The 25,813-nt window shown below is 74.4% G+C and carries 21 protein-coding genes; 1 reads left to right on the top strand and 20 read right to left on the bottom strand.

The window, feature by feature from the left end; all coding sequences use genetic code 11:
• Positions 1-28: 28 nt before the first annotated feature.
• The 20 genes from AB0C04_RS27460 to AB0C04_RS27365 form a co-directional block, all read right to left on the bottom strand.
• Positions 29-943, bottom strand: a complete 915-nt coding sequence (locus tag AB0C04_RS27460; protein ID WP_357059877.1) for a glycosyltransferase family A protein — start codon at positions 941-943, stop codon at positions 29-31.
• Positions 940-1,590: a glycosyltransferase gene (locus AB0C04_RS27455; protein ID WP_357060159.1), complete on the bottom strand. Its 651-nt coding sequence runs from the start codon at positions 1,588-1,590 to the stop codon at positions 940-942. Before AB0C04_RS27455 ends, AB0C04_RS27460 begins: the two co-directional genes overlap by 4 nt.
• A 65-nt stretch (positions 1,591-1,655) precedes the next feature.
• Positions 1,656-2,135, bottom strand: coding sequence for a UDP-N-acetylglucosamine--LPS N-acetylglucosamine transferase (locus tag AB0C04_RS27450; protein WP_357059874.1), 480 nt, complete (start codon positions 2,133-2,135; stop codon positions 1,656-1,658).
• A gap of 224 nt (positions 2,136-2,359) precedes the next feature.
• Positions 2,360-3,619, bottom strand: a complete 1,260-nt coding sequence (locus AB0C04_RS27445) for a hypothetical protein (RefSeq protein WP_357059872.1) — start codon at positions 3,617-3,619, stop codon at positions 2,360-2,362.
• Positions 3,616-4,518 (bottom strand): sulfotransferase domain-containing protein, encoded by a 903-nt coding sequence (locus tag AB0C04_RS27440; protein ID WP_357059870.1) that lies wholly within the window; start codon positions 4,516-4,518, stop codon positions 3,616-3,618. The genes AB0C04_RS27445 and AB0C04_RS27440 overlap by 4 nt, the downstream gene beginning before the upstream one ends.
• An 8-nt stretch (positions 4,519-4,526) precedes the next feature.
• The gene (locus AB0C04_RS27435) at positions 4,527-6,170 is read right to left on the bottom strand and encodes a lipopolysaccharide biosynthesis protein (protein ID WP_357059867.1); all 1,644 of its coding nucleotides are present in this window, start codon (positions 6,168-6,170) and stop codon (positions 4,527-4,529) included.
• Positions 6,167-7,438: an O-antigen ligase family protein gene (locus AB0C04_RS27430; protein ID WP_357060156.1), complete on the bottom strand. Its 1,272-nt coding sequence runs from the start codon at positions 7,436-7,438 to the stop codon at positions 6,167-6,169. The genes AB0C04_RS27435 and AB0C04_RS27430 overlap by 4 nt, the downstream gene beginning before the upstream one ends.
• Before the next feature lie 98 nt (positions 7,439-7,536).
• Positions 7,537-9,132: a lipopolysaccharide biosynthesis protein gene (locus AB0C04_RS27425; RefSeq protein ID WP_357059865.1), complete on the bottom strand. Its 1,596-nt coding sequence runs from the start codon at positions 9,130-9,132 to the stop codon at positions 7,537-7,539.
• Entirely contained in the window at positions 9,125-9,691 is a 567-nt protein-coding gene (locus AB0C04_RS27420) for a DapH/DapD/GlmU-related protein (RefSeq protein WP_350871033.1), read from the bottom strand. Before AB0C04_RS27420 ends, AB0C04_RS27425 begins: the two co-directional genes overlap by 8 nt.
• A gap of 86 nt (positions 9,692-9,777) precedes the next feature.
• Entirely contained in the window at positions 9,778-11,721 is a 1,944-nt protein-coding gene (locus AB0C04_RS27415; RefSeq protein ID WP_357060153.1) for a hypothetical protein, read from the bottom strand.
• Between the two features lie 210 nt (positions 11,722-11,931).
• Positions 11,932-13,635 (bottom strand): glycoside hydrolase, encoded by a 1,704-nt coding sequence (locus tag AB0C04_RS27410; RefSeq protein WP_357059863.1) that lies wholly within the window; start codon positions 13,633-13,635, stop codon positions 11,932-11,934.
• Between the two features lie 142 nt (positions 13,636-13,777).
• Positions 13,778-14,602 (bottom strand): shikimate dehydrogenase, encoded by an 825-nt coding sequence (locus AB0C04_RS27405; protein WP_357059860.1) that lies wholly within the window; start codon positions 14,600-14,602, stop codon positions 13,778-13,780.
• A complete protein-coding gene (gene mltG / locus AB0C04_RS27400; RefSeq protein ID WP_357059857.1) occupies positions 14,602-15,798 on the bottom strand; it encodes an endolytic transglycosylase MltG in 1,197 nt (398 codons plus the stop codon). The genes AB0C04_RS27405 and mltG overlap by 1 nt, the downstream gene beginning before the upstream one ends.
• On the bottom strand, positions 15,798-16,256 hold the full coding sequence (gene ruvX, locus AB0C04_RS27395) for a Holliday junction resolvase RuvX (RefSeq protein ID WP_350871042.1): 459 nt from the start codon (positions 16,254-16,256) through the stop codon (positions 15,798-15,800). Before ruvX ends, mltG begins: the two co-directional genes overlap by 1 nt.
• A 73-nt stretch (positions 16,257-16,329) precedes the next feature.
• Entirely contained in the window at positions 16,330-19,008 is a 2,679-nt protein-coding gene (alaS, locus tag AB0C04_RS27390) for an alanine--tRNA ligase (protein ID WP_357059854.1), read from the bottom strand.
• A complete protein-coding gene (locus AB0C04_RS27385; protein WP_350871045.1) occupies positions 19,005-19,310 on the bottom strand; it encodes a hypothetical protein in 306 nt (101 codons plus the stop codon). The genes alaS and AB0C04_RS27385 overlap by 4 nt, the downstream gene beginning before the upstream one ends.
• A 27-nt stretch (positions 19,311-19,337) precedes the next feature.
• Positions 19,338-19,799 carry a DUF948 domain-containing protein gene (locus tag AB0C04_RS27380; protein ID WP_357059852.1) on the bottom strand — a complete coding sequence of 154 codons (462 nt, stop codon included), beginning with the start codon at positions 19,797-19,799 and terminating at the stop codon, positions 19,338-19,340.
• 150 nt (positions 19,800-19,949) lie between these two features.
• Complete coding sequence (locus AB0C04_RS27375) at positions 19,950-20,573, bottom strand: hypothetical protein (RefSeq protein ID WP_357060150.1); 624 nt, start codon at positions 20,571-20,573, stop codon at positions 19,950-19,952.
• A gap of 2,492 nt (positions 20,574-23,065) precedes the next feature.
• Positions 23,066-24,613: a replication-associated recombination protein A gene (locus tag AB0C04_RS27370; protein WP_357059850.1), complete on the bottom strand. Its 1,548-nt coding sequence runs from the start codon at positions 24,611-24,613 to the stop codon at positions 23,066-23,068.
• Between the two features lie 73 nt (positions 24,614-24,686).
• Positions 24,687-24,896, bottom strand: a complete 210-nt coding sequence (locus tag AB0C04_RS27365) for a hypothetical protein (RefSeq protein ID WP_155332763.1) — start codon at positions 24,894-24,896, stop codon at positions 24,687-24,689.
• A gap of 140 nt (positions 24,897-25,036) precedes the next feature.
• Between AB0C04_RS27365 and AB0C04_RS27360 the strand changes: the two genes are divergently transcribed.
• Complete coding sequence (locus tag AB0C04_RS27360) at positions 25,037-25,777, top strand: GNAT family N-acetyltransferase (protein WP_357059847.1); 741 nt, start codon at positions 25,037-25,039, stop codon at positions 25,775-25,777.
• The last annotated feature ends 36 nt before the right edge of the window (positions 25,778-25,813 follow it).

The following is a 25,813-nucleotide window of genomic DNA, read 5'->3' as shown; positions in this document are numbered from 1 at the left end:
CCGTCGGGCGGATCCGGCGGCGCCATCGTCAGATCCCCCGGCCGCGCCGGTGCAGGCTACGCAACACCGCGTCCGCCCGGACCACCCGGCCGGCCACCGCGAGCGCCAGGTAGGCACGCGGCTCGCGCAGGTTGCGCCGCAGGGTGTGGCGGGCCCAGCGGACCGCGCCGCGCCGGTCACCGGAGGCGGCCCGGGCGAAGGCGATCTGGCCGGTCACCCGCGCCTCGCCGGCCGGCTGGCCGGCGAACTCCGGGTAGCGCTCCAGCAGCCACTGCAACGCCTCGGAGATGGTGTCCCAGCGCTGCGCGAAGTAGGACCGCTTGTGCCAGCGCACCAGCACGTACGGGGTGCGCAGGTTGACCAGCGACGCGCTGCGCGCCGCCCGGAGCAGGAACTCGTAGTCCTCGGCGTAGCTGCCCGGGATCTCCTCGTCGACCAGCCCGAAGCCGTCGCGCAGCGCGGCCGCGCGGATCACGAAGGTGGACGGGTGCAGCTCGGTCATCCGGTCGCGCAGCAGGTCGGCGAGGCCGACCCGGTCCTTGTCGAGCACCCGGTCGACGGTGCGCCCGTCGTAGCTGACCCGGATGCCGCAGCTGACGAACTCCGCCTCGGGCGCGGCGGCGAGCGCGGCGACCTGGGCGGCGAGCTTGCCCGGCAGCCACTCGTCGTCGTCGTCGCAGAACGCGATCAACTCACCGTCGGCGGCCAGGGTGCCCGAGTTGCGCGCCCCGGCCAGCCCCGGGGTGCGCTCGTTGCGGATCACCCGCACGCTGCGCTCGGGCCGGGACAGCGCGGCCAGCGACCCGTCCGGCTCGGACTGGTCGTAGACCACCACGACCTCGATGGGGCCGGGGTGGTCCTGGTCGAGGATGGCCCGGACGGCGGCGCGGAGCAGCTCCGGCCGGTCCCGGGTGGGCACCACGACGCTGACCGTGAGTGTCACGGCTTCCGCCCCTCGCCCTGGGTGGGCCGGGCCCACGCCCGCCACCACTGCCGGCGTCGCCCGGCCGCCGCGGCGACCAGCCCGTCCACGATCTGCCCGACCCGGTTCACCGCCTCGTGCCGCGCGTCGCGCGCCTGCGGGTCGGCGGCGACCACGAAGCCGGCCGCGTCGGCCAGCCCGGCGGCGAGCGCGGCACGCAGGTCCTGCCGGGACTCGCAGAGCGCGACCATGCCGGCCGCGCCGAGCCGGCGGGCGAAGAGCAGCTGGTGATCGTCGACGTGCTCGCCGTGGGACGGATCCCGGGGGACCACGATCGGCAGGTGACCGTGCCGGCGGGCCTCCAGGATCGTCGCCGGGCCGCCGTGACAGACCACCAGGTCGGCGTCGGCCATCGCGGTCTGCAACGCGTCGTGGCCGAGGAACGGCACCGCGCCGGGCACCGCGGGAGCCCGGGTGTGCCCATGCTGGACGGTGAGCCCGATCTGGTCGGCGGCCTCGGCGTGCCACTCCTCCAGCCAGTTCACCAGCCGGTCGAAGGGGTGCTTGTCGGTGCCGACGGCGACCAGCAGCTGGAGCCGGGCGGCGTCGGCGCGGTCGCGCTGGCGAGGCACCCGCGTCGGGTCGGGGCGGCCGGCGGGCCGGGCCAGGTGCGGCGCCGGCCGGGTCGGGGCGGGCCGGTGCGCCGGGGCGGTCCCGGTTGTCGCGTCCCCGCTCACAGCAGCGTCCCCACGACGGTCGCCTCGGGGTACTGCCGGCGCTGCTCGTCCCACTGCACGAGCATGGCGGTGAGGAACGGGCGGCAGAGCCGGGCGGTCAGCGTCGGGGTGTCGATCCGGTCGTACACCTCGATGTAGACGGTCGGGATGCCGCGCAGTCGGGCCAGCACCACGAACGGCACGGCGACGCCGGCGCCGGTGGTGACCACCGCGGCGACCCGCCGGCGACGCAGCACCCGCCAGGCGAGCACCGCGTTGCGCAACAGGTTCGGCACGTTGCGGGTGGTCGGGTGGTGCGCCGGCACCAGTTCCTCGCCGGCGAGCAGCGACACCGCCTCCGGCGTGTCGAAGGTGACCCAGCACCGACGCCGCTGCTCGTACCAGGGCCGCAGTGCCAGAAGTTGGGCCAGGTGGCCGCCGCTGGAACTGACCAGCAGCAGGACCGGGGGCCCGCCATCCTCAGTGTTCGTGTCCACGCGACTCCCCACAAGTTCGCTTGGAGTTTCGGTCGGCGCCACGCACGAGCAGATCACAGCTCGACCGACCGTTGTATAGGGCGACCGGGTGATCGACCGGCCCTCCGCCGGGGTCGCCGGTCACCCCGCACCAATGGCGGTCCATCGACCACCATCACGACCAGCAATTCTTCCGTCACGCTACGACTATGGTCAACAGCCATCGGCGTGGCGATCCGACCGGATCAGCCGCTATGTCGTTTCTCGATGACGTTCAGGAGAGCGGGATGCAGCGCGCTGTTCCAGCCCGCCCCGGCGTCGGCCAGCCGCCAGGTCCGCAGCCACATCTCCAGCAGGTAGCCGTCGGCCACCAGACGGCGCTGCGCCGGCCCGAGCCCCAACCGCTCGCCGTACCGGTCGAGCTGCGCGTCGACGGCCCGCGCGGCCGTCGCGGCCGGTTCCGCGCGCAGCACCACGGCCCGCTGGAACGCGTCGTGCGCCAGGTCGAAGCCGAGGGGTACGTCCGGTCCACTGTGCTCCCAGTCCCAGGCGACCAGCCGGCCGTCGTGCCGGCCCAGGTTCCACGGCACCCAGTCGCCGTGCCAGTGCCCGAACTCGACCGGTGTGCCGCCGTGCCGACGGACCAGCTCCGCCACCGCGTCGACTGCCCGGACGCCGGGCGGTCCGGCCACGGCGGAGCGCTCCGCCTCGGCGGCCAACCGGGCCAGGAACGGCGATCCGGCCAGCGGCCGGGGCGGCGCCGCCGGACGGCCGCGACGGGCCACCGCGAGCAGCGCGGCGATCCGGGGCGGGTCGGTGACCGGCACCCCGCGTACCCGCGACGGCAGCGGCTCGACCACGGCGATGAGCTGCCCCGCCCAGTCGAGCTCCGCGAGCAGCCGGGGCGTCAGCGGATGGTCGGGCACCCCGATCACCTCGGCAAGCGTGCGCAGCGCGGCGGACTCGGCCGCGACCAGCGCCCGGGTGGCGCCGTTCCAGCCGATCTTCGCGTACCCGCGCGGCCGGCCGTCGGCGGTGAAGAGCTGCAGGGTGGGTTTGTGGTTGGGGTCCGGTGGCCGCACCCCGCAGGCGGCGTGCAGCGGCGCGCCACCGAGGGCCGCGGCGAGCCGCTCGGCCAGGAGCAGCTCGGCCAGCGGCGCACCGGCCGGCACCGCGACGGTCAGGGTGGGAAAGGCCCGCTGCACCGCGCCGACCCGGGACAGCCCGCCGAGCGCGGCCCGCACCGCGCGCACCTTCGGCGGCCGCAGCGCGTTGTACGCCAGCAGCGACGCCGCGGTGGCCCGGGGCGCGCCGAGCGGCAGCAGGAACCGGGCCCGGGACAGCGACGGCACCACCGCGTAGCGGGCGACGGCCCGGTGCCCGGCCGGCGGGGCGCCGCCCACGGTCAGCGCCACCCGTTCGTCGCCGAAGACCGCCCGGCTCACCCAGCCCAGCCCGTCGTCGCGGGTACGCGGATCGGCGGACGCGGCGACCGAGGCGGTCACGCCGCCCGGTCCGGCCAGTCGAGGTCCAGCCCGAGCCGCTCCCGCAGCGCGTCGTTGTACGGCCGGTAGTACGCGGTCAGCTCCGCCCGCAGCGCCGGCTCCAGCGGCGCCGAGCGGCGGTCGTTGTAGACCTTGAAGTCGGGCAGGTCGTGCGGTGGCAACCCGAGGAAGTCCAGCGTCCGGCGGTAGGTGGTGCGGGCGTCGCGGTAGAGGTCCTCGCTGGGCAGGAAGAGGATCTGCGCCCGGTCGAACCGGTCCAGCCACGGCTCCAGGTGTTCCAGGTAGCGCCCTCGGGCCCGGTAGCTGTACCAGTCGTAGCGTTCGCTGAAGTACTCCGGTTCGGCGAGAAGCCGCTCCCGCTCCCCCGCCGTGCGTTCCTCCTCGGCGGCGAGCGCGTCGCCGAAGTCCAGCGGCTCGATGCCGTGCGTCCGCCGCTCCTTCCAGTGCGAGTACGCCCGCTCGACCGGGTCCCGCAGCAGCACCACCAGCCGTACCGACGGCATCAGCGCGGCGACCCGCTGCGCCGCCAGCGGATGGAACATGTAGAGCGGGGCGGCCTCGCCGACCCGCACCGGCCCGCCGTGCCGGCTCTCCAGCGCCGCCCGCTGCCGGACGGTCGGGAAGTGCGAGCGGTACCACGCCTCGCCCCGGTGCCAGTTCTCCTCGAAGTAGTGCGAGGCCTTGGTGTTCCAGGCCGGAAAGAGGCGCGGCACCAGCGGGTGCTGCACCAGGTAGTTCCAGAGCGAGGTGGTGCCGCCCCGCTTGGTGCCGATGATGAGGAAGTCCGGCAGTGGCCGCCGGTCGCTGGTGCGCACCGCGTAGTCGACCAGAGAGTCCTTCACCCGGTCGGTCACCTGGGTCGGCACGAGCTGCTTCACCCGGTCTCGGATGGACGGCACGACGGACCTCACCTGCCCTTCATCGACGCCGCGGCGGCATCGGCGGCGGTCGGCGCCGCCTGCTCCCGGCCACGGATCTGACTCATGGTCACCCGGATGCGCCGTCGCACCCGGGGCAACGTCAACAAGCCGACGCAGCCGGCCGCCAGCACCGCCAGCGCCACCGCCAGCCCGGGAATCTCCCGCCCGGCGCCCAGCACACCGGCCAACGCCGCCGTGCCCACCGCGGCGACCGTTCCGGCCGCCGCCCGCAGCAGCGCCGCGTCGACCAGGGGCTGACCGACCACCGCCCGGGCACAGCCGGCGGCGGTGAGGTTCTCCGTGATGATCCCGGCCGCCCAGGCCAGCGCCGCGCCGGTCGCGCCGTGCCCGGGGATCAGCCACAGCCCCAGGGAGACGGTGACCAGCAGGCCGGCGAGGGCGGCGGTCAGGTGCAGGCCGCTGCGCCCGCCCATCAGCAACAGGCTCTGCACGTTGCCGACCCCGGTGTTGACCAGCATGGCCAGCGCCAGCACCGTCATCGCCGGCGCGCCGGCGGCGAACTCCGGGCCGAAGAGCTGGAGGAAGGCCGGCCCGAAGACGGCGAGCAGCAGGTAGACCGGCCAGGAGAGCACCAGCGCCCAGGTGGTCAGCTGCCGGTGCACCGCCGCCGCGGCCGCCCGCTCGCCGCGGCCGAGCAGCCGGGAAAGCTGCGGCGACACCGCCACCCGCAACCCCTGCATGGCCAGCTGCCCGGCGAGGATGTAGCGGCCGACCGCGCCGAACACGCCGGCGTCGGCCTGCCCGGCGAGCACCGACGTGAGCAGCACCCCCACCCACATGCTGCCCGCGTCGATCGCGGCCGAGGCGGCCCGGGGCAGCGCGAACCGCCAGAACACCGACCAGTCGGCCCGTTCCGGCCGCAGCACCGCGCCCCGGCCGACGCCGAGCGGGCCGGCGACCAGGGTGAGGCAGACCAGCAGCGCGAGCGCCGCCGGCACCAGCCAACCGGTCATGCCGGCGAGCAGGCCGCCACCGGCCAGGGCGGCCGCGCCGACCAGCACCGGCCGGACGACCGGCAGCAGGAAGAACTGCACCGCGACGTACGCCCGGATCGGCCGTACGCAGCGCAGCGCCGCGAGCAGCAGGGTCATCCCGACCACCACCGGCACCGCCGCGAAGCTCAGCGCCAGCAGCGGCGGGCCGGCGGCACCGGAGCCGCCCAGCAGCCGGGGCGCGAACGCGTCGGCGGCCAGCACCCCGACGCCGGCGACCAGCACCGCGACGGCCAGCGGCGGGATCAGCGCGACCGGCAGCACCCGGGCGGCGTTCCCGCCCGACCCGGCGCGCCGTCGCGGCAGGGCCCACATCAGCCCGGTCTCCGCCCCGAGCGTGCAGACCGCGGTGGCGACGGTGACCACTCCGATCGCGGCGAAGAACGCGCCCGAGCCCACCGTGCCGTAGCCCCTGGTGATCACGACCGCGAGCACGAAGCCGAAGAGGCCGCTGGTCGCGGCGCCGACCAGCCCGGCGGCGCCGCTGCGGGCGCCCCGGCGGGTCTCCACCGTGCGGTCGACCGGACCGGCGCTCTCGTCGACGGCGACGGCGTCGGGGCCGGTCGCCGAACCGCCGGACGCCCCCGTCGGACCACCGGAGCGGGTGGCGGCGGTCATGCCGGCACCGCCTCGGGACGCCGGGTCGGGCGCGCGCGCCGGGTGGCCCGGGCCCGCGCCTCCCGTTCGGCGAGCGCGATCGCGAAGGTGATGGCGAAGAACGCGACGGCGAGGTTCGGGCTGGCCATGCCGTAGAACGGGAACTGCACCAGGCAGACCACCGGGACCACCGCCAGCCACTGGCCGGCGGCCGAGGTGGCCCGGGCGCAGAGCACCGCGGCGACCACGAACCAGGCGAGGAAGCAGAGCAACGCGGGCACGCCGTGGCTGAACAGGACCATCCAGAGCTGCCCCTGGGTGCCGATGGGCGCGGCCGCGGTGACAGTGTCCACGTTGACCGGCGCGCCGTAGCCGAGCCACGGTGAGTCCGCCATCCGCCGGATCACCTCGAGATAGAGCGACAGCCGGTCGGTGTTGGTGTCACTGGCCTCGACCCGGTTGCCGATCAGCTCGGTGACCGGGATGAACAGGGTGGCGAGCCCGCTGATCACCACGATCCCGACGATGGACGCCGCCACCCGCACGTTGCCGCGCAGACCGGCCCGGATGCCCAGCACGGCCAGCCCGGCGCCGAGGCTGAGGAACATCCCCCGGTTGAGGGTGAGGAACGCCGGCGCCAGCGACAGCGGCAGCGTCGCCAGGAGCAGCCAGCGCAGCACGCCTCGGGGGCGCAGCATGGTGAACGCGACCACGGCCGGCAGCGTCATCGCGTACGCGCTGCCGTAGTTGTTCGTGTACGGGAAGGGCGCCGCCGGCCGGTAGATCGGGTTCAGGGACCGGGCGCTGTACTCGGCCGTGCTCAGGTGCACCATGTCCTGGATGAACGGGTTGCCGGCCACTCCGCCCGGGAGCAGCAGCTCCATCGGCGTGGTCATCGCCAACCGGGGCACCAGCACCCCCAGCCAGCCCAGCACGACCAGCCCGCACCAGAAAGCGCAGAGCGGGGTCAGCACGGCCACCGGGTCGGCGCGCTCCCGCACGGCGGTGTAGACGTAGACCCCGACGACCAGCGCGGTGGCGTAGAAGGCCAGCCGCAGCGTGAACGACAGCACCGCGGACGGCGCCTGCAACTGGGTGGCACTCACCACCACGAGGCAGAGGAACAGCAGCCAGATTCCCGTCGCCGGGGGCAGCGGCACCCGCCCCCGGGTGACCAGCAGCACGAAGAGCAGCGCGCCGAGCAGCGGCCAGCCGAGGTAGAAGGCGCCGGCCAGCCACCAGAGCGGCACCAGCCCGAACATCACCGCCAGCGGCCAGAGCGGCAGCAGTGGCGGCGCGGGCGCCGGCGACGGGCCGAGTGGCGCGGCCGGCGGCGGATCACCTCCGGCCGGTTCGCTGGTGGCCGGGGCCCGGGTGGCCGACACCGTCAGCCCCGGCCGCTGCGGGTGAGCACGAAGCCCAACGGCGTCACCCCGGCGGCCCGCAACCGCTCGACCAGCCGGCGCAGGTCGCTCTGCCGGGTCCGGTCCCGTTCCACCACCACCACCGCGGTGCCCTGGCGGGCGATCGCCACGCCGCGCTCGTCGGACTCCGCCGGCGGGGCGTTGTAGAGCACCAGCCCGTGGTCGGCGCCCTGGCGCCAACTGCCGAACCGGACGCTGCCGATGCCGACCGGCACGTCCTCCGCCCCGATCACCCGGCCGTTCTCGCCGCCCTGCGCGGAGGTGACCCGCGGCAGGGTCAGGGTGGCGTCCGGGTCGGTCGAGGGGCGCGCGCCGGGCGGGTGCGGCGACGGCCGCCGCGTCGCCGCGTCCGCCGCCACGGGCGTCCCGGCCGGGCGCGGCTTGGGCACGACCGACCGGGTGGGTTCGGCGACCGCGGGCAGCCGTCCCCGGTCGGCGAGCACGGCGGTACGCAGCCGCTCGACCCGCCCGCTGTCGTCGGCGACGAACACCTCCCGGCCGTCGGCGGCCAGCGCCACGGCGAGCCCGGCGGTGAGCCCGCTCGGATCCTCGCGGGCGGTCAGCAGGGAGACCCGGGCGGGCTGTCGGACCCGCTCGGCGATCGCCATCGCCACGTAGCGCACGTCGGCGTCGACGGCCCGGCGCGGGCCCCGGAACCGCTGCCGCCGCACGGTGCCCAGCAGCGGCAGGCCGGTGGCGTCGCGGCCGTCGCTCACCGAGCGGATCCGCCGGTCCATCGACTCCCAGAGGTAGGCCAGCATGATCCCGATGAGCAGGCCGCCGAGCAGACCGGCGACGAGGTAGGTCGGCCGGTGCCCGGCGGCGGAGACCAGCGCCTTCTCCGCGGTCTGGGTGACCCAGCCGGGGTTGACGTCGACCGCGGCGATCTCGGTACGCGCGGAGTTGAGCTGGGTCAGCTGGCTGTTGATCCCGGCGAGCTCGGCCACCGCGGCGTCCCCGGCGGCGGTGTCACGGGCGCTGTTGACCCGCTTCTGCACGGCACTCTGCTGGGCGACGACCTTGGCGATGCTCTCGTCGTAGGAGCGCAGCATCTCGGAGCGCTGCTTCTCGTACATGGTGCGCCGCACGTCCAGGTAGGCCTGGGCGGCGAGGTTGGCGCTCTCCACCGCGCGCTGCGGGCTGGGCGCCTGGTAGAGGAAACGCAGGATCTGCCCGCCGGTCGGCACCTCGACCTCGAGCGCGGCGCGGATGTCGCGCGGGTCGCCGTCGACCGCGTCGGCGAGCCGCTGCACCACCTCGGTGCCGGTGGCGATGCCGCTCTCCACGTTCATGTTCACCGCGCGGTCGGCGCCGGCCCCGCTCGGCGTGAACGCGTCGGTCACCACCGGCCGGACCGCCACCACCGCGCTGGCGGTCACCGCCGACGGGACCAGCACCAGGTAGCCGAGCGCGGCGAGCAGGCCGACCGCGGCCACCCCGGCGACCAGGCGGAACCGGTGCAGCGGCACGCGGAGCAGGTCGGTCAGGGTCACCGTACGGCCCGCACCGCCGCCGCGCGCGGGGTCGGCGGGCCAGGAGCCGGCTGCTGGGTCAGTCATGGAACTTCTTCACCGTCTGTTGAGGATTACCGACGACCACGACGCCCGGCGGCACGTCGGTGCGGACCACGGTGGCGGCGCCGACGACGGAGTCCCGACCGATCCGGACGCCCTTCAACACCAACGCGTGGGTGCCGATCCAGACGTTCTCCTCGACGACGATCGGGGCCCGGGTGGCCGGGGTGGCCGGGTCGTGCCGCAGCTTGGGCGGCAGGTTGTGGAAGTCACTGTCGAGCAGCTCGCAGTCGGAGAGCAGGCAGCGGTCCTCGATGGTCACCGAGGTCCAGCTGCCGATCCAGGTGGCGTTGAGCAGGCAGTCCGCCCCGACCCGCACCTCGCCCGGGCCGGCGAAGCGGACCAGCTTGTTGATCCGGGTGCGCTCGCCGATGTGGACCCGGATCCCGCGACGCAGCCGGATCCGGCCGCGGATCTCGACGTCGCGGCCGAGCGTCAGCCGCCGGTAGCGCAGCCGGTACCAGCCACGTTTGACGGCGAAGACAACGCGCACCGCGCGCCCACCGCGGAGACCACCGGCACCGGCCAACGACCCCTCCCCCATGTGTGGCAGGGCCGGCGACGGTGGTCCCGTCGCCGGCCCGACGTGAACAATCTATCGATGATCGGCTACGAAGAGTAGACGGTCGATCACTGCACCGCGAAGAACGTCGACGGCGAGGACCAGGTGAGCTCGGGCGTCGCCGTCGCCACCACCGTGGTGGCCGTCCCGTCGACCACCGGAGCGGCCGTCGGGTCGAACGGGACGCTGCGCAGCGTGCCGTCGGTGGCGCCGTAGACGATCCGGCCGCCGACCCAGGCCATCCCGCGCACCGTCGACCAGGTCACCCCGGTGGTGGGCAGGCTGAACTCGGTGGCGCCGAGGTAGTTGCCGTCGATCTCGAAGTAGCGGTAGTAGAGCGCGTTCGCCCCGCTGCGGGTGTAGTAGAGCCGGCCGTTGAGGAAGAACGCGCCGGTCAGCGCAGCCGGGTTGTACCAGTCGTTGTAGCCGGAGGCCTCCCACGGCGCGCCGATCGCTCCGCCGTTGAACAGCGAGATGTCGATCCGGCTGCCGGTGGGGGTGCCGGCCACCGCGTGCGACCAGTAGATCCGGTCATCGACCCGCCAGGTCGCGCCGGCCGCCGTGTAGTTGGGCTGGCTGACCGTGGTCGGCGTGCCGAGGGTGGTGCCGTTGAAGGGCACCTTGGCCACCGTGCCCGGGCCGGTACCGAGGTAGAGGTTGCCGGTGGTGGCCGTGGGCGGGTTTCTCGGGGTGATGGTGCGCCCGCCGGCCAGCGGGAACATGCCGAGCCGGCCGTGGTACTCCTCGCCCATCCCGTCGGAGTTGTGCCCGAAGTAGAGCCCGTCGGATCCGCGCCAGAGCACCGGCACCGCGGAGCCCCACGAGCTGGCGCCGGACGGCAGCGCCGAGCCGCCGCTGCGGCGGGGGTTCCAGTTGATCGGCATGCCGGTGGCCGGGGTGACCGCTCCGATGCCCAGCCGGTCGACCGCGCCGGCGCCGGCGTTGTCGCTGGCGTTCGGGTTGTTCAGCCAGCGGAAGTGCCCGCCGAGGTAGATGACGTTGTCGGCCACCTCCACCGAGGTGACGGTGTCGTTGCCGGTGAAGTCGACCCAGGTGGCGAGCTGGCCGCTGCCCCGGTTCGCGGTCTCGAACCGGACCAGCGCGTCGCAGTACGCGGCCGGCCAGCCGGCGCCGCCGTTGGTGCCGACCACGAACCAGCTGCCGTCGCCGCCGAACTTGACGTCCTGTACGTAGTGGACGAAGGTCGCCGGGGCCGCGCACGGCGGCACGAACTTCTCGGTGCTCCAGTCGAGCACGGTCGGGGTGCCGGTCAGGTCGACCAGCGCCATCTGGTTGCGCGGCAGGTCGTTGACGTTGAGGAAGTTGCCGCCGACGGCGAGCGTGCCGCCGTCGGGCGAGACGTCGATGGTCCAGACGTACGACGTGGTGCTGTGCCGCCCGACGGTGGCGTTGATGTTGAAGGTCGGGTCGATCGCGCCGGTGGTCGCGTTGAGCCGGCCGAGACCGGCGTGCGCGGTGCCGTTGAGCCAGTTGAACGCGCCGGCCACGTAGAGCCAGTTGCCGTGCAGCACCAGGTCGCGGACCGTGCCGCCGTCCGAGCGGCCGACCCAGCTGTCGATGATCGCGCCGGTCGTCGGGTTGAGCGCGACCAGGTTCCGCCGGGCGACCCCGTTGACGTTCTTGAAGGTGCCGCCGACGATGAGCGTTCCGCCCGGGCCGGCGATCAGCGTGTTGACGGCGCCGTCCAGCACCGGCAGGAAGCCGGTGGAGATCGTGCCGGTGCTCCGGTCGTACGCGAAGAGGTAGCGCTGGGTGACCCACGCGGAGCTGGCGGTCTGGCGGATCTGGGTGAAGCTCCCGCCGACGAACACCAGGTTGCCGACCTCCGCGAACGCCCGGGTCTCACCGTCTCTGGCGTGCGGGGTCGCGTTGGCCGGGTTCGCCGACACCACGGTCGCCGGCGCCGGCGTGGGCACCACGGCCGCGGAGGTCACGGTCGGCACGGCGAGTACCGCGGCGACGGTGGTCAGCGCGACCGTCCCCGCCCAGATGCGAAGTCTTGCCGAAGGGCGCCGGGAGAACGGGAGTTCAGGCACGCTACGCCTCCAAGATGGATGAGAACCCGCGTAGCGTGCCTCGCCAACCCTGGTGGCCGATATCCGCCGATTGGGCGGTCAGTGAATCCGCTAGCTGACAGAACGTGGCCGAGTCGGATGTCCGCCCCGACCCGGCGCCGTCCCGTCACCCGCCGGTCAGCGTCGTCAGCGGCTCCCTCCGGTGGGCTGCCGCAGGTAGCTGTCCTGCCCGGCGCGGGCGAAGCCGGCCAACGCGGACGCATCGTGGTTCATCGTCATGTTGCAGTTGCCCGTGGTGGTGGTCATGCCGGCGGAGTTGAAGTAGATCGCCGCCTTGATCTTCGGGTGCGCCTTCAACGCGGCCGGGAACTCCTCGAACCAGCGCTGCTTCGCCGCCGGGTCGGCGGAGTTGAAGTTGGTGCCGAACTCGGCGAGCATCCGCGGCTTGCCGGCCCCGATGCCGTGCTCGTCCAGCCACCGGTAGAAGCCGCCGACCGTGGTGCTCGGGCTCTTCCACACCGTGCTGCCGTTGCAGACGTGGAAGTTGTACGGGTCGTAGGCCACCCAGTCGACATAGCGGTCGCCCGGGTAGAGGCCCGCGTACCGGTTGTAGTGCCCGGACCAGCCCATCATCGTCCAGACCCAGACCGCGTTCGCCGCCCCGGCCGCCGCGAACCGGTCGTGTACGTGCCGCCAGGCGCGGACGAACTCGGCGTCGCTGCCCTTGGCCGGCTCGTCCTCCGGCTCGTGGTCGAAGCCCATGAAGACCGGCACGCCGGTGTCGCGGATCCGACCGGCCACCGCGTCGATGGTCGCGTCGTGCCGGCCACTGTAGATGTCGGCCCAGGTCAGCACCTTGCCGCTGGAGAAGATCCGGGACTCCCAGGCGAAGAAGAGCAGCCGGCCCTCGCGCATCTGCTGCCGCTCGTAGACGTCCGGGAACGCGCCGTTGCTGCCGGTGTTGGAGAAGTCGTGGTAGCGGTGCACGATGTCGAACCGCCGTCCGACCTGCGCCTCCACCTCGGTGACGGCCCCGCCGTGATCCCACCCGTCCGCCGCGCTGGTGGGCGAGTACATGCCCCACCAGGCGCCGCAGGAGGGCACCAGCTTCGCCGACACCTCGCCGCACCGCCCGGAGCCGACCGGAGGGCTGGGCGTCGCGCTCGGCGTCGGCCGGGCCGGACCGGTTGTCGGCGACGGCCGCGGCGGGGCGCTGGGCGACCCGCTCGGCGACGGTGGCGCGACCGCCGGGCTGGTCGCCACCGGCGACGGCCGGGTCCCGATGTCGTAGGTGATGAGCAGCCGGGGCCGCAGCTCCGGATCGCGGTTCTCGGCGGCGGCCCAGTAGACCCGGGTCTCCAGGCCGGTCTGCGCCAGCGACACCGTCCAGCTGCCGTTCCCGGTCACCAGCTTGGAGACGTCCCACTCGTTGAAGCCCGGCTTGACAACGTTGACCGTGGCCAGCGCGGGGCCCGGGGCCGCCGGGGCCGGCCGGGCCGCCCGGGCGTCGACCGGGGACGCGTGCGCGGTCACCGTCGCGGCGGCCGTGCGCCAGGAGTGCACCCGCAGAGTGGCCCGGACGTTGACCGCGGTGGCCGGCACGGTGGTCACCGCGAACTGGATGACCGCGTCCCGACCGCCGCGCGGGTTGCCGTCGCAGCGGGCCGGGCAGGTGGCCAGGGTCGTCTTGGCCGCGTTGTCGCCGTCCTGCGTCACCACCGTCGCGGTGGTGTCCGCCGCCGCCCGGATCGAGAGGTCGTCGCTGGCCAGCAGCGGCATCATGGTCGCCACGATGCCGGCCACCACCGACGTGCCGAGCACGCTCAGGAGCACGGCCTTACGCCGGGCGCCGTGGTGTCGGATGAGACGGTGCAGTCCTGGCCTGCTCACCGGAAACTCCCTGTGTCTACTGCGTTGACGGAGAGCAGCGTATCGACGGTCACCGCGTGTTGGCAGGAAGTCAGGGGTACCTAAGCGCGTCTTAATCCTGGCCTAAGGCGTGCCACAGTGGGCGGTCGGCGGGCGGGCCGGGTCAGCGCCGGCGGGCGGCGGCGAGCGCGGCGGCCATCGCCTCGCAGGGGGCGCGCACGCCGGTGAACTGCTCGAACTGGCCGACCGCCTGGGCCAGCAGCAGGTCGAGCCCGGAGACGATCCGGCAGCCGGCCGCCTGCGCCGCGGCGGCCAGCGGGGTCGGCCACGGGTCGTAGAGCGCGTCGAAGAGCACCGTCTCCGGCCGCCAGCCGACCGTGCCGGCGAACGGGTCGGCGACCCCCTTCGGCACCGTCGAGACCACCACGTCGGCGCGGCACAGCTCGGCGGCGTCGACCCAGGGCGCGCCGGCCATCGGCAGACCGAGCACCCGCGCCACCGGGCGCAGCTCGTCGACCGCCGCGGTCCGCCGCGCCACCACGGTCACCGTGCGGGCCTCGAGCTGCGCCGCCGCGGCCAGCGCCGCGCGGGCGGTGCCGCCCGCGCCGAGCACCGTCACCGTGACGCCGGGACGCACGCCGGCTGCGGTGAGCACGTCGACCATGCCGGCGACGTCGGTGTTGTCCGCGTACCAGGAGCCGTCCGGGCGGCGTACCAGCGTGTTGGCCGCACCGACCGCGGTCGCGACCGGCGAGGCGGCGTCGGCCACCGCGAGCGCCGCCTCCTTGCCGGGCATGGTCACCGACAGCCCGGCCCACTCCGGGCCCAGGCCCGCGACCAGCCCCGGCAGCTCCGACTCCGCGCACTCGATCCGGGTGTACGACCAGCCGGTCAACCCGGCCGCCGCGTAGCCGGCGTTGTGGATCACCGGGGAGAGGGAGTGCGCGATCGGCTTGCCGAGCACCGCCGCCCGCCGTCGCTGCGCCATCAGATGATCCCGGCCTCCCGGGCCTTGTTCTCGTTCTGCTGGTGCTGCTCGTAGGTGTCGGCGAAGGCCGAGTGCCCCTGCTTGTCGATCGCCACGAAGAAGAGCCACTTGCCGGGCGGCGGGGACATCGCGCCCTCCATGGCCTGCTTGCCCGGGTTGTTGATCGGGGTCGGCACCAGACCACGCAGCTTGCGGTTGTACGGGTTCTTCGGGTTGTCCAGGTCGGCCGCGGTCATGTCCTTCGACGACTTGGTCTGCTGACCGGTCGCCTCCAGGTAGTAGTTGACCGTGACGTCCATCTCCAGGCAGCCGCACGGGAACTCGCCGTAGACGCGGTTGTAGGCGACCCGGGCGACCTTGCCCAGATCGTCCTTGTTGCCCGACTCGGCCTGCGCCAGCGAGGCGACGACCAGCGCCTCGTACGGGGTGATCCCGCCGCGCTCCTTCTGCACCCGGTCGGCGAACTGGATCGAGCCGGTGACCGAGAGGAAGTTGTCGACCATCAGCTTGAGGACGCTCTCCGCGGTCGCCTTCGGCGGGATCTCGTAGGTGTCCGGGTACAGGAAGCCCTCGATCGACGGCTTGACCTTCTTGCCGTCGCTGCGCTTGAACCACCAGTCCGGCACGCCGAGCCCGATCGGGTCCTTCGCCGCGGTCTCGAACTCCTTCACCGGGATCTTCGTGTGCTCGGAGAGCAGCTTGTAGACGTTCTTGGCGGTGCGGCCCTCCGGGATGGTGACCCCGTTGACGATCTTGTTCTTGAGGTCGAGCATCGCGGTGACGGCGCTCTCGCCGCTCATCTGCTTGCGCAGCTTGTAGAGGCCGGGCTGGATGTTCTTGCTGCGGGAGTTCGCCTCGGCGGCCTCGATGAACGCCTTGGTGCTCTTGATCACCCCGGCGTCGTAGAGCGCGACGGCCATGTCGGCGATCAGCGCGCCCTGCTTGATCTCGACGCTGACCTCGCCGGTGCCGGCGCCGTCGTAGTCGGGGGTGACGAAGTAGTTCTGGATCCGGTCGAAGCCGTAGAAGGCTCCGCCGCCGATACCGCCGAGCAGGACCAGGGCGAGCAGCAGGGCCAGCACGGTCTTGCCACGTCCACCGGACTTCCCGTTGCGTTTGCGGACGAAGCCGCGCCGGTGTCGGCCCTTCTCCCCCCGCTCCGCCTCATCGAAGCCCAGGTCCAGATCGTCGATCATTACGTCCGCCTCCGCTGCGCGTCCAGCCAGCTTTGCAAGATCTCCACCGCGGCGGCCTGGTCGACAACCGCGCGTTGACGTTTCCCCCGGACCCCACGCTCGGCAAGCCTACGAGAAGCCACGACCGTGGACATCCTCTCGTCGGTGAGCGTTACCGGCACGGGCGCTATTACATCGGCCAGTCGGTCAGCGTACGCCTTCACGTGGACGGCCGCCGGACCGTGCTTGCCGGCGAGGTTGACCGGAAGGCCGAGGACGACCTCGACCGCCTCGTGCTCCGTGACCAGGGCAGACAGCTCGGCGAGGTCGGTGGGCACCGCGTCGGGCGCCGCGGTGAGGTCCCGGGCGAGGGTGACCAGAGGGGTGGCCAGCACCCCGTGCGGGTCCGACCGGGCGACGCCCACCCGGACCTGCCCGACGTCCACGCCGAGACGCACCCCGCGCGACAGCCCGGTCACCGACCGTCACCCCCCGGATATGACGAACCAGGGCGGACCGAAGCGGTCCGCCCTGGCCGGCTGAGGTCGGCCATCACGCCTCGGCGATCGCCTTCTCTACGGTGAGCAGCAGGTTCGGCGCCTCGGCGGCGGGCAGACCACCGCCCTGGGCGAGATCCGGACTGCCACCGCCCCGCCCGGAGAAAGCTGCCTTGACCAGGTCCGACGCGGCCAGGCCCCGACCCCGGGCCGCCTGGTTCACCGCGACCACCAGCGACGCCTTGCCGTTGTTGCGGGCCGCCACCGCGACCACCGCCGGCCGGGCCGGGTCGATCTTGCCGCGGATCTCCTGGGCGAGGGTCCGCACGTCGTTGCCGCCCGCGCCCTCCGGCGCCTCGGTGCCCACGTACGCGACTCCACGCACCTCCTTGGCCTGCGCGGCGAGCGCCGCAGCCCCGCCGAGCACCAGCTGCGCGCGGAGCTTCTCCAGCTCCTTCTCCGCGTCGCGGAGCTGGGTGACGGTCTGCTCCACCCGGTCGGCCACCTGCTCGGAGGGCACCCGGTAGAGCTCGGCCAGCCGGGAGACCAGCAGGTGCTCCCGGGCCAGGAAGTTGAACGCGTCCATGCCGACCAGCGCCTCGACCCGGCGTACCCCCGAACCGATCGACGCCTCGGAGAGGATCTTCACCAGGCCGAGTTGGGCGGAGCGGGCCACGTGCGTGCCACCGCACAGCTCCCGGGCGTAGTCACCGACCTCGACGACGCGGACCTCCTCGCCGTACTTCTCGCCGAAGAGCGCCATCGCGCCGATCCGCCGCGCCTCGTCCAGCGAGGTGATGAAGGCGTGCACCTCCAGGTCGGCCAGGAGCACCTCGTTGACCTGCTGCTCGACGTCGCGCAGCACGCTCGGTGACACCCCCGTCGGGGTGTTGAAGTCGAAGCGCAGCCGGCCCGGCGCGTTCAGCGAACCCGCCTGGGTGGCCGACTCACCGAGGAAGTTACGCATCGTCTGGTGCACCAGGTGCGTCGCGGTGTGCGAGCGGGAGATGGCCCGCCGGCGGGTGGTGTCGATCTCGGCGAAGCCGGTCTCGCCCGGGCGCACCTCGCCCCGGACCACCCGGGCCCGGTGCACGATAAGGCCGGGCACCGGCTGCTGCACGTCGAGCACCTCGAGTTGACCGGCGCCGACGGTGATCATGCCCTGGTCGGGCTGCTGGCCACCGCCCTCGGCGTAGAACGGGGTGACGTCGAGCACCAGCTCGACGGTGTCCCCCTCGACCGCCCCGCCCAGCGGGCCGGACTTGCCGAGCAGCGCCCGCACCCGCGACTCCCGGGACACCTCCGAGTAGCCGGTGAACCGCACCGGGCCGCTCTCGTCCAGCACCGCCCGGTACGCCGACAGGTCGGTGTGCCCGGTCTTGCGGGCCTGCGCGTCCGCCTTCGCCCGGGACCGTTGGTCGGCCATCAGCCGCCGGAAGCCCTCCGCGTCCACCTGCAGGCCCTGCTCGGCCGCGATCTCCAGGGTCAGGTCGATCGGGAAGCCGTACGTGTCGTGCAGCTGGAACGCCTTCTCGCCGGAGAGCGCCGCCCCGCCGGCGGTCCGGGTCTCCGCGATCGCGGTGTCCAGGATCGTGGTGCCCGCCCGCAGCGTGGACAGGAACGCGTCCTCCTCCGCGTACGCGTACTCCGCGATCCGGTCGAAGTCGGTCGCCAGCTCGGGGTAGGACGGCGCCATGCAGTCGCGGGCCACCGGCAGCAGCTCCGGCAGCGCCGGCTCCTGCCAGCCCAGCAGCCGCACCGACCGGATCGCCCGGCGCATGATCCGGCGCAGCACGTAGCCGCGCCCCTCGTTGGACGGGGTCACCCCGTCGCCGATCAGCATCAGCGCGGTCCGCACGTGGTCGGCGATCACCCGCAGCCGCACGTCGTCCGGGTGCGACTCGCTGGCCACGTGGCCGGAGTGCGCGCCGTACCGCTTGCCGGTGAGCTGGGCCGCCTTGTCCAGGATCGGCCGGACCTCGTCGATCTCGTAGAGGTTGTCGACGCCCTGCAGGATCGAGGCCATCCGTTCCAGGCCCATGCCGGTGTCGATGTTCTTCGCCGGCAGTTCGCCGAGGATCGGGTAGTCGTCCTTGGTGGTGCCCGGGCCCCGCTCGAACTGCATGAAGACCAGGTTCCAGAACTCCATGTAGCGGTCCTCGTCGACCGCCGGGCCGCCCTCGCGGCCGTACTCGGGGCCGCGGTCGTAGAACAGCTCGGAGCACGGGCCGCACGGGCCGGGGATGCCCATCGACCAGAAGTTGTCCGCCTTGCCGCGACGCACGATCCGCTCGGCCGGCACACCCACCGACCGCCAGATCTCGTACGCCTCGTCGTCGTCCAGGTAGACCGTCGGCCAGATCCGCTCCGGGTCGAGGCCGTAGCCGCCCTGCTCCCGCGACTTGGTGACCAGGTCCCAGGCGAGCGGGATCGCCCCGTCCTTGAAGTAGTCACCGAAGGAGAAGTTGCCGTTCATCTGGAAGAACGTGCCGTGCCGGCTGGTCTTGCCGACCTCGTCGATGTCCGGGGTCCGGATGCACTTCTGCACACTGACCGCTCGCCGGTACGGCGGGGTCTGCTGCCCCAGGAAGTAGGGGACGAACTGCACCATGCCGGCGTTGACGAACAACAGGTTCGGGTCGCTGATGGCGGGCAGCGGAGCGGACGGCACCACGGCATGGCCGTTCGCCTCGAAGTGCGCGAGGTACCGCCGCTTGATCTCCGCCGTCTTCATCGCTGGTGTTCCTCCGGAAAGATCTCTCGATCGCCGATCCGCGGGTCTTCCCGCAGGTCGGCGAAGTGGTCGTCGAACGCCTCGCCCTGGGCGAACGCGTGGTGGATCTCCTGCTCGCGCTCGGCCATCCCGACCCGGACGTCCTCCACGAAGCTACGCAGCGACTCGACCAGGCCGCCAGCGGATTCGGACATCGTGCTCGCGATGCCGGCCGGGGTGTACGCCTGTGCGGTACGGGTCGCCTTGCGGACCACCACCACCCCGACGGCCAGCCCGATGCCCAGCCAGAACAACCGTCTCATGCTCGTCGCACCTCCTGGTCGCCGGCGTCAGTGCTCGACGCGCCGGGCGGCCCGCCGCTGCTGCTTGATAGTGTCGCGCACCTCACGCTCGGTCTCGGCGTGCCGACGGGCCGAGGCGGCCTTGCGGACGCCGTAGCCGAAGGCCGCGACCTTGACCAGCGGGTTCGCCGCGGCGGCCGAGACCACCGCGACCAGGTTGGCGACGTTGGCGGTGACGTTCTGGGCGTGGCCGGTCATGTTGTCGACCTTGGCCAGCTGGAGGTTGACACCGTCGAGCGACGTCTGCACCTGCTCCAGGGTGGTGTTGACGTTCTTCACCGTGGTGTTCACGTCGCCGAGCAGCGGAGCGGTGCGGTCGTTGAGGTCATTGATCATCCGCGTGGTGGCGTCGACGGTGTGTCGCAGCCGCAGGATGGGCAGCGTCAGGATCAACACCAGCATCGCGAACGCGATCGCCGCGATCAGCGCCGCGACCTCTCCAATGTCCACGCCTGTCCTCCTCAAGCAGAGTCCCGGGGACCGGACGTCCCCGGAACGTGCGACCTTGGTACCCACACCGGCGCTCGACGACCCGTGCGGGTCAACGGGAGCAGGCGGGCCTGCCAGCCCCAGACCCTACCGTCCGTGATGGAAACCGGCTCACGACGGTGAGGGTGTCAGCTCACCCAACGGGTCTCCGCTGAGGGTCGGGAACGGATCCTCGCCGGTGAGTGACGGATCAGTGGTCGGCTGTGGTCGGGTCCGCTCGTCGTCGATCGCGTTGCGGACCTTCACCGACACCAACGAGCCGGCGCACGTACCCGCAGCGGCCGACGGATCGGGAGACGGCACGATGGCCGGCTCCCCGTCCACCGGCGGCGGCACACAGGCCGGCTCGCGGACCCACAGGTCGAGGGTCAGCTCATCCCGACGCCAGCAGGTGTAGCTGCCCTTCTCCTGCTGCTCCGGGCAACGGGCCACCTTCCACGGCCGCCAGCCGTCCTGCCGAAGCGCGCTCTCGTAGACCTGCACGGTCTCGTCCGGCGCGCGCTCCGAGGTGACGGTGCGCTCACGCAGCCGGCAGTCGAGCAGGCACCACCGGCTGCCGCTGACCTCGTCGACCGTCTGCGCCGCCGCCCAGCCTGGCACGTTCAGCTCGTCGAGGCTGTCGAAGACCGGGTCACGGCTGAGCGTCCGGATGCCGAAGTAGACCGGCACCGCGCCGAGCAGCACCAGGGTGACCACCGCCAGCACGGCCATCCGCAGCCGGCGACGCTCGCGCATCTGCCGGCGTAGCTCCGAGCGGGCGCCTTGCAGGCCGCCGGCCGCGGCGGAGTCGTCGTCCGGGGCGTCCGGTCCGGCCGCGCTGCGCAGCGGCGATCCGCTCACCGGCTCCGGCGCGGGGCCGTCCAGCGTGGGGCCGGGGGGCGGTACCACCGCGGCGGCCCGGGCGACCGCCGGCGGCTCGGCCGGGCGGCCCACGACCGGGACCGGCGGTACGCCGGAGGGTTCGGGACGGCCCGCCTCCCGCTGCGGCGGCAGGGCGCGGCCGGCGGCGCGGTCCTCAGCGGCCGGCCGTCCGGGGGCGGTGGCCCGGGCCGCGGCGGGTACGGCCGCGCTACCAGGCCGGGGTCCGCCGCCGGGCCGGCCGCGATCGTCGGCGCCGGCCGCTGTCGGGGGCCGGCCGGGACCGTCGGGACCGGACCGTCCGCCGGGATCGGGACCGGGGTTTGGCGGACCGTCGGGCCCGGGACGGGCCGCGCCGCGAACCGGACCGTCCGCGCCGGGGCGGACGGCGGCCCGGGCGGCGACATCCGCGCCGGGGCGAGCCGCGCCACGGGCAGGCACGTCGGCACCGGGCCGGGCCGCGCCGCGGGCAGGCACGTCGGCACCGGGCCGGGCCGCGCCGCGGACCGGGCCGGCCGCGGCGTCCGGGCCGGGACCGGTCGGGGATTCGGCACCCGGGCCGGGGCGGTCCGCGCCACGGACCGGGCCCTGCGGGCCGGGGCGGGCAGCGCCACGGGCCGGCGGGGCGGGACCGGTGGGCTCGGCCGGCGTGTTCCGGCCGGCGCCCCGCCCCCGGTCCGGACCGGAGCGGTAGGGGTCGTCGGTGGGGCGAGGCGGACCCGCGGCGGCCCGCCGGCCGGTCGGGTCGCCGGGCCCGGGCTCCACGGGCACGCCGCGCCCGGTGGTCGGCTCGGCGGTCGGTGGCACCGGCGCGGAGGCACGCCGCGTGCCGGTCGGGTCCTGGCCCGGTGGCACGGCGGAGCGGCGGCCGGTCGGCCGGTCGCCGGGTGCGGCCTGGCCCGGCGGGACGGGGCCGGGTGCCGGTCGCCGCCCGGTGGAGCGGTCCGGGGCCGGCGGGGTCGTCGGCGCGGACGGCGTCGACCCGCTGCGGTTGATCACCGGAAGCTTCGGATCGGTGTGTGGCAGTCGGCCCGCCTGACGCAGCCAGTCGGCCGGGCGTTCGGGGCGACCGCCCCGGGTCGGACCGGCATCGCCCGCGCCGGGCCGACGACCGGAGGCGGCCTCGGCCTCCTCCGCCTCCACCCGCCGACGGCCCGCGGTGGCATCGGCGTCGTCCGCCGCCCGTCGACGGCCCGAGGCGGTCTCGGCACCGTCCGCCGCATGCCGACTGCCGGCGGCGGTGTCGGCCTCGGACGCATGCCGACGGCCCGAGGCGGTGTCGGCCTCGTCCGGGGCGGCACGCCGACGGCCCGCTGGACTCTCCGTCTCCCCCGCCACCGGGCGCCGGCGACGCCCGCTGGCGGTGGCCGAGCCGCCCGTCGGCTCCTCGGCGGGGGTGCCGGGAACCGGCGGAGCGTTGCCCGAGCGGGGCACCGCGGACTCGTCGGGTTCCGGTGCCCGCCGGCGACCGGAACCGGATGCGGGGGCCCGGTCGCTGACCGGCCCGGTCGTGGTCGGAGCCCCGGGATCCGGGGCGAGCGCACCGACCGGGCCGCGGCGGCGCCGGTCCGGGCGCGGGTCGCGCTCCGCGCCGGGGTCGGGCCGCAGACCGCCGGGCACCGCTGGCGGCTGACCGACCGGCGGAAGGTTTCGCGGGTTCGTCGGCGCACCGGCCGGGCCGCCGGAGACCGGCCGGGGACCGGGCGGGCGTACCGGGCCGTCAGCACCCGGGCGTGGCGGCGCACCCGCCGGATCGCCGGGGGTGGGCCGGGGGCCCTGCGGACCGGCTACGGGTCGGGCGCCGGGTGGCCCGGCGGGAGCCTCGGGGTTCGGCCGGGGCTGCGGGCCCATCGGGGCACCAGCGGCCGGCCGGGGCCCCGGCGGGCCGCCCGGGGTCGGATGCGTTCCGGGAGCCGGTACCGACGCCGCACCTCGACGGACGGGCTGGTGTGGGGTGGCCGGGCCGGGCGTCGGCGCGGCGCCGGGCGGCGCCGGTGGCCGCTGGTCCGGGCGGGCCGGGCCGGGCGGCTCCGGCGCGCCGGGCCACGGCCCGTCGACCGGACGCGGCCGGGCGGCGCCACTCTCCGTTCCGCCCCGGCGAACCGGGGGGGCGCCGGGCGGTGGCCCGTCCGGGCCGGGTGGTGCCGGAACGCCGCCACGGGCGCTCGGTGCGCCGGCCTCCGGCGCACCCGGGCCCAGCTCGACCTGTTGCTGCTTGGCCGAGCGCAGGTCGTCGATCCAGCCGAACTCCTCGCCGCTGACCGGCTCCTCCGGTTCGGCCTCGGCTCGGCCCCGCCCCCAGCGGCGGCCCTTGGCACGGGGATCGCGCCGCTCGTCCGGGCCGTCCTCCGGTCGCTCCCCACGGGATCTCACTGCTGACCCTCTCCGGCGGCGTCGGTGCCGCCCTGCTCCGCCACGTCGGCGCCATCCGGGCCCGTCGGTCGACCGCCGTTGCCCGCCGGGACCGAAGCCGGCGCCTCGGGCCCGGCCGCCGGCACCACGGGTCGCGTCGCCGCAGCGTCCGACCGGCTCACCGGGGCGGGCAGCCCGCGGACGATCCGGCGCAGCAGCGGCAGCCGGGTGGCCACCGACCGCTCCGAGCCGTGCTGGCTGGGCCGGTAGTAGTCGGTGCCGACCAGGTCGTCCGGCACGTACTGCTGTGTGAGCACGCCGCGCTGGTCGTCGTGCGGATAGCGGTAACCGGCTCCGTGGCCGAGCCCGCGGGCGCCGGCGTAGTGCGCGTCGCGCAGCCCGCGGGGCACCGGACCGCCCCGCCCGGCCCGCACGTCGGCGATGGCCGCGCCGATCGCGGTGGTGGCCGAGTTGGACTTCGGCGCGGTGGCCAGGTGGATCACCGCCTGGGCGAGGTTGAGCTGGACCTCCGGAAGCCCGACGTACTCCACCGCGTGCGCGGCGGCGGTGGCCACGCTCAACGCGCTCGGGTCGGCCATCCCGACGTCCTCGCTCGCGAAGATCACCAACCGCCGGGCGATGAACCGGGCGTCCTCCCCGGCGACCAGCATCCGGGCCAACCAGTGCAGCGCCGCGTCCACGTCCGAGCCGCGCATGCTCTTGATGAAGGCGCTGATCACGTCGTAGTGCGCGTCGCCGTCCCGGTCGTAGCGGACGGCGGCCACGTCCACCGCCTGCTCGGCGGTGCTCAGGTCGATCACGCCGGCGCCGAGCGCGGCGGCGGAGGAGGCAGCGGCCTCCAGGGCGGTCAGGGCCTTGCGTACGTCGCCGGCGGCGAGCCGGACGAGGTGGTCCTCGGCCGCCGGCTCCAGGGTCAGCGTGCCGCCGAGACCCCGCTCGTCGGCGACCGCCCGGCGCAGCAGGCCACGCACCGCCTCGTCGTCGAGCGGCTGGAGGGTGAGCAGCACGCACCGGGAGAGCAGCGGCGAGATCACCGAGAAGTACGGGTTCTCGGTGGTGGCCGCGAGCAGCGTGACCGTACGGTCCTCGACCGCGGCGAGCAGCGAGTCCTGCTGGGTCTTGCTGAACCGGTGCACCTCGTCGATGAAGAGCACGGTCTGCGGGCCGCCGCTGCGGCGCTGCCGACGGGCCGTCTCGATCACCGCCCGGACGTCCTTGACCCCGGCGGAGAGCGCCGACATGGCGACGAACCGGCGGTCGGTGGCCCCGGCGACCAGGTGCGCGATGGTGGTCTTGCCGCTACCCGGCGGGCCCCAGAGGATCACCGACATCGGCGCGCCGCCGCTGACCAGCTGGCGCAGCGGGGCCCCGGGGGCGAGCAGGTGGTCCTGCCCGATCAGCTCGTCCAGGCTCGCCGGGCGCATCCGTACCGGCAGGGGCGAATCCGGCCCGGCCGTGCTGAACCCGTCGACGCCAGCGGAACCCGCGGGGGCGCTGGGCGCTCCGGCGGGTTCACCGAGGGAGAAGAGGGCGTCGGACTCCATCACGGGAACAGTACCGGGCCGGGTCCGCAACGCCGGAATCGCGCCGCGGCCCGACCTCGGTGATCGGTTCCGGTCAGCCTCGACCCGGACGCCGACCCCGGTACCAGCGGCCGCCGCCGCCACCCGGGCCACGGCCGACACCGGCCAGGTAGAGCGAGAGCAGCAGCAGGCCGATGAGTACGAGAGTGTTCCAGTTGAACAGGTCCGGCGCGCCGAAGTTGGTGTCCATCAGGTCGAGCAGCAGGGCGAAGCCGAATACGATCGCCGCGAGAATGGCGAGCATGGCGTTCCTCCGGTGGGGGTTCCCAGTAGGTCGGCGCGAGATGTACCCAATCGGTCCGCTCGCCAATCTCCACCGTGGACCGGCCGCTCCGGGCGGGTGCCCCGGGGAAGGCGCCAGGGCGGGGATTCTAGGCTGATCACATGATCGTCTTGGACCAGGCCCTGCACGGTCGGGCCGCCGTCCTGGCGGCCGCCGGCCACCACCCGTTCGTCCGGCACCAACTCGGGCGGGATGTCGAGCCGCGTGGCTACCGGCGCGACGGCGCGGTGGTGTGGTTGCTGCCGGCGGGGCAGGGTGTCGCCGCCTGCGGGTTCGGCGCCGCCGTCCCCGCGGCGGAGATCTGCGGGGCGCTGACCGCCGAGGGGACGCTCCGCCCCGGCCAGGGGGTGCACCTGCCGCGGCTCGGCCCGGACGACCTGGCGGGCCGGCTGACCGTGGGCCGACACGACGACTGGGACTTCCTCTGGACCAGCGCAGCGCCGCCCGCACAGCCGGGTGAGGAGCGGGTGGTCCGGCTCACCGAGGCCGACCACCCGGCGCTCGCCGCGCTGGTCGACGAGGCCTTCCCGACCAGCACCTCGCGGCCGGGCGACCCGCGGGTGGTCGACTGGTACGGCGTCCGCGACGGCGACCGGCTGGTCGCCTGCGGGGCGGACCGCAGCCGGGGCGACGTCGGCTTCCTGGCCGGGCTCACCGTCGCTCCGGCCGTGCGCGGGCAGGGGCTGGGCGCGGCGCTCACCGCCGCGATGACGCGGGCCCTGCTGACCCGGTACGACCACGCGGCGCTGGGCGTCTACCCGGTGAACGTCGGTGCGATCCGCCTCTACCGGCGGCTCGGCTTCACCCACACCCTGGGCCTCAGCTCGGTCCGGCTCGGTTGACGGCCGTGCCCGGCCCTGTCGACGGCAGCCGGGCGA

This window comes from Micromonospora sp. NPDC048909 (assembly GCF_040649635.1).
In the GTDB taxonomy this organism is placed as follows: Bacteria; Actinomycetota; Actinomycetes; order Mycobacteriales; family Micromonosporaceae; genus Micromonospora.
This window is presented reverse-complemented; position numbering and strand designations above follow the sequence as displayed.

Excerpts from the sequence above, each read along its gene's own strand:
- AB0C04_RS27435 (WP_357059867.1), bottom strand. The coding sequence starts at position 6,170 with ATGACCGCCGCCACCCGCTCCGGTGGTCCGACGGGGGCGTCCGGCGGT.
- AB0C04_RS27425 (WP_357059865.1), bottom strand. The coding sequence starts at position 9,132 with ATGACTGACCCAGCAGCCGGCTCCTGGCCCGCCGACCCCGCGCGCGGC.
- AB0C04_RS27420 (WP_350871033.1), bottom strand. The coding sequence starts at position 9,691 with ATGGGGGAGGGGTCGTTGGCCGGTGCCGGTGGTCTCCGCGGTGGGCGC.
- AB0C04_RS27405 (WP_357059860.1), bottom strand. The coding sequence starts at position 14,602 with ATGGCGCAGCGACGGCGGGCGGCGGTGCTCGGCAAGCCGATCGCGCAC.
- mltG (WP_357059857.1), bottom strand. The coding sequence starts at position 15,798 with ATGATCGACGATCTGGACCTGGGCTTCGATGAGGCGGAGCGGGGGGAG.
- alaS (WP_357059854.1), bottom strand. The coding sequence starts at position 19,008 with ATGAAGACGGCGGAGATCAAGCGGCGGTACCTCGCGCACTTCGAGGCG.
- AB0C04_RS27385 (WP_350871045.1), bottom strand. The coding sequence starts at position 19,310 with ATGAGACGGTTGTTCTGGCTGGGCATCGGGCTGGCCGTCGGGGTGGTG.
- AB0C04_RS27375 (WP_357060150.1), bottom strand. The coding sequence starts at position 20,573 with ATGCGCGAGCGTCGCCGGCTGCGGATGGCCGTGCTGGCGGTGGTCACC.
- AB0C04_RS27370 (WP_357059850.1), bottom strand. The coding sequence starts at position 24,613 with ATGGAGTCCGACGCCCTCTTCTCCCTCGGTGAACCCGCCGGAGCGCCC.
- AB0C04_RS27365 (WP_155332763.1), bottom strand. The coding sequence starts at position 24,896 with ATGCTCGCCATTCTCGCGGCGATCGTATTCGGCTTCGCCCTGCTGCTC.
- AB0C04_RS27360 (WP_357059847.1), top strand. The coding sequence starts at position 25,037 with ATGATCGTCTTGGACCAGGCCCTGCACGGTCGGGCCGCCGTCCTGGCG.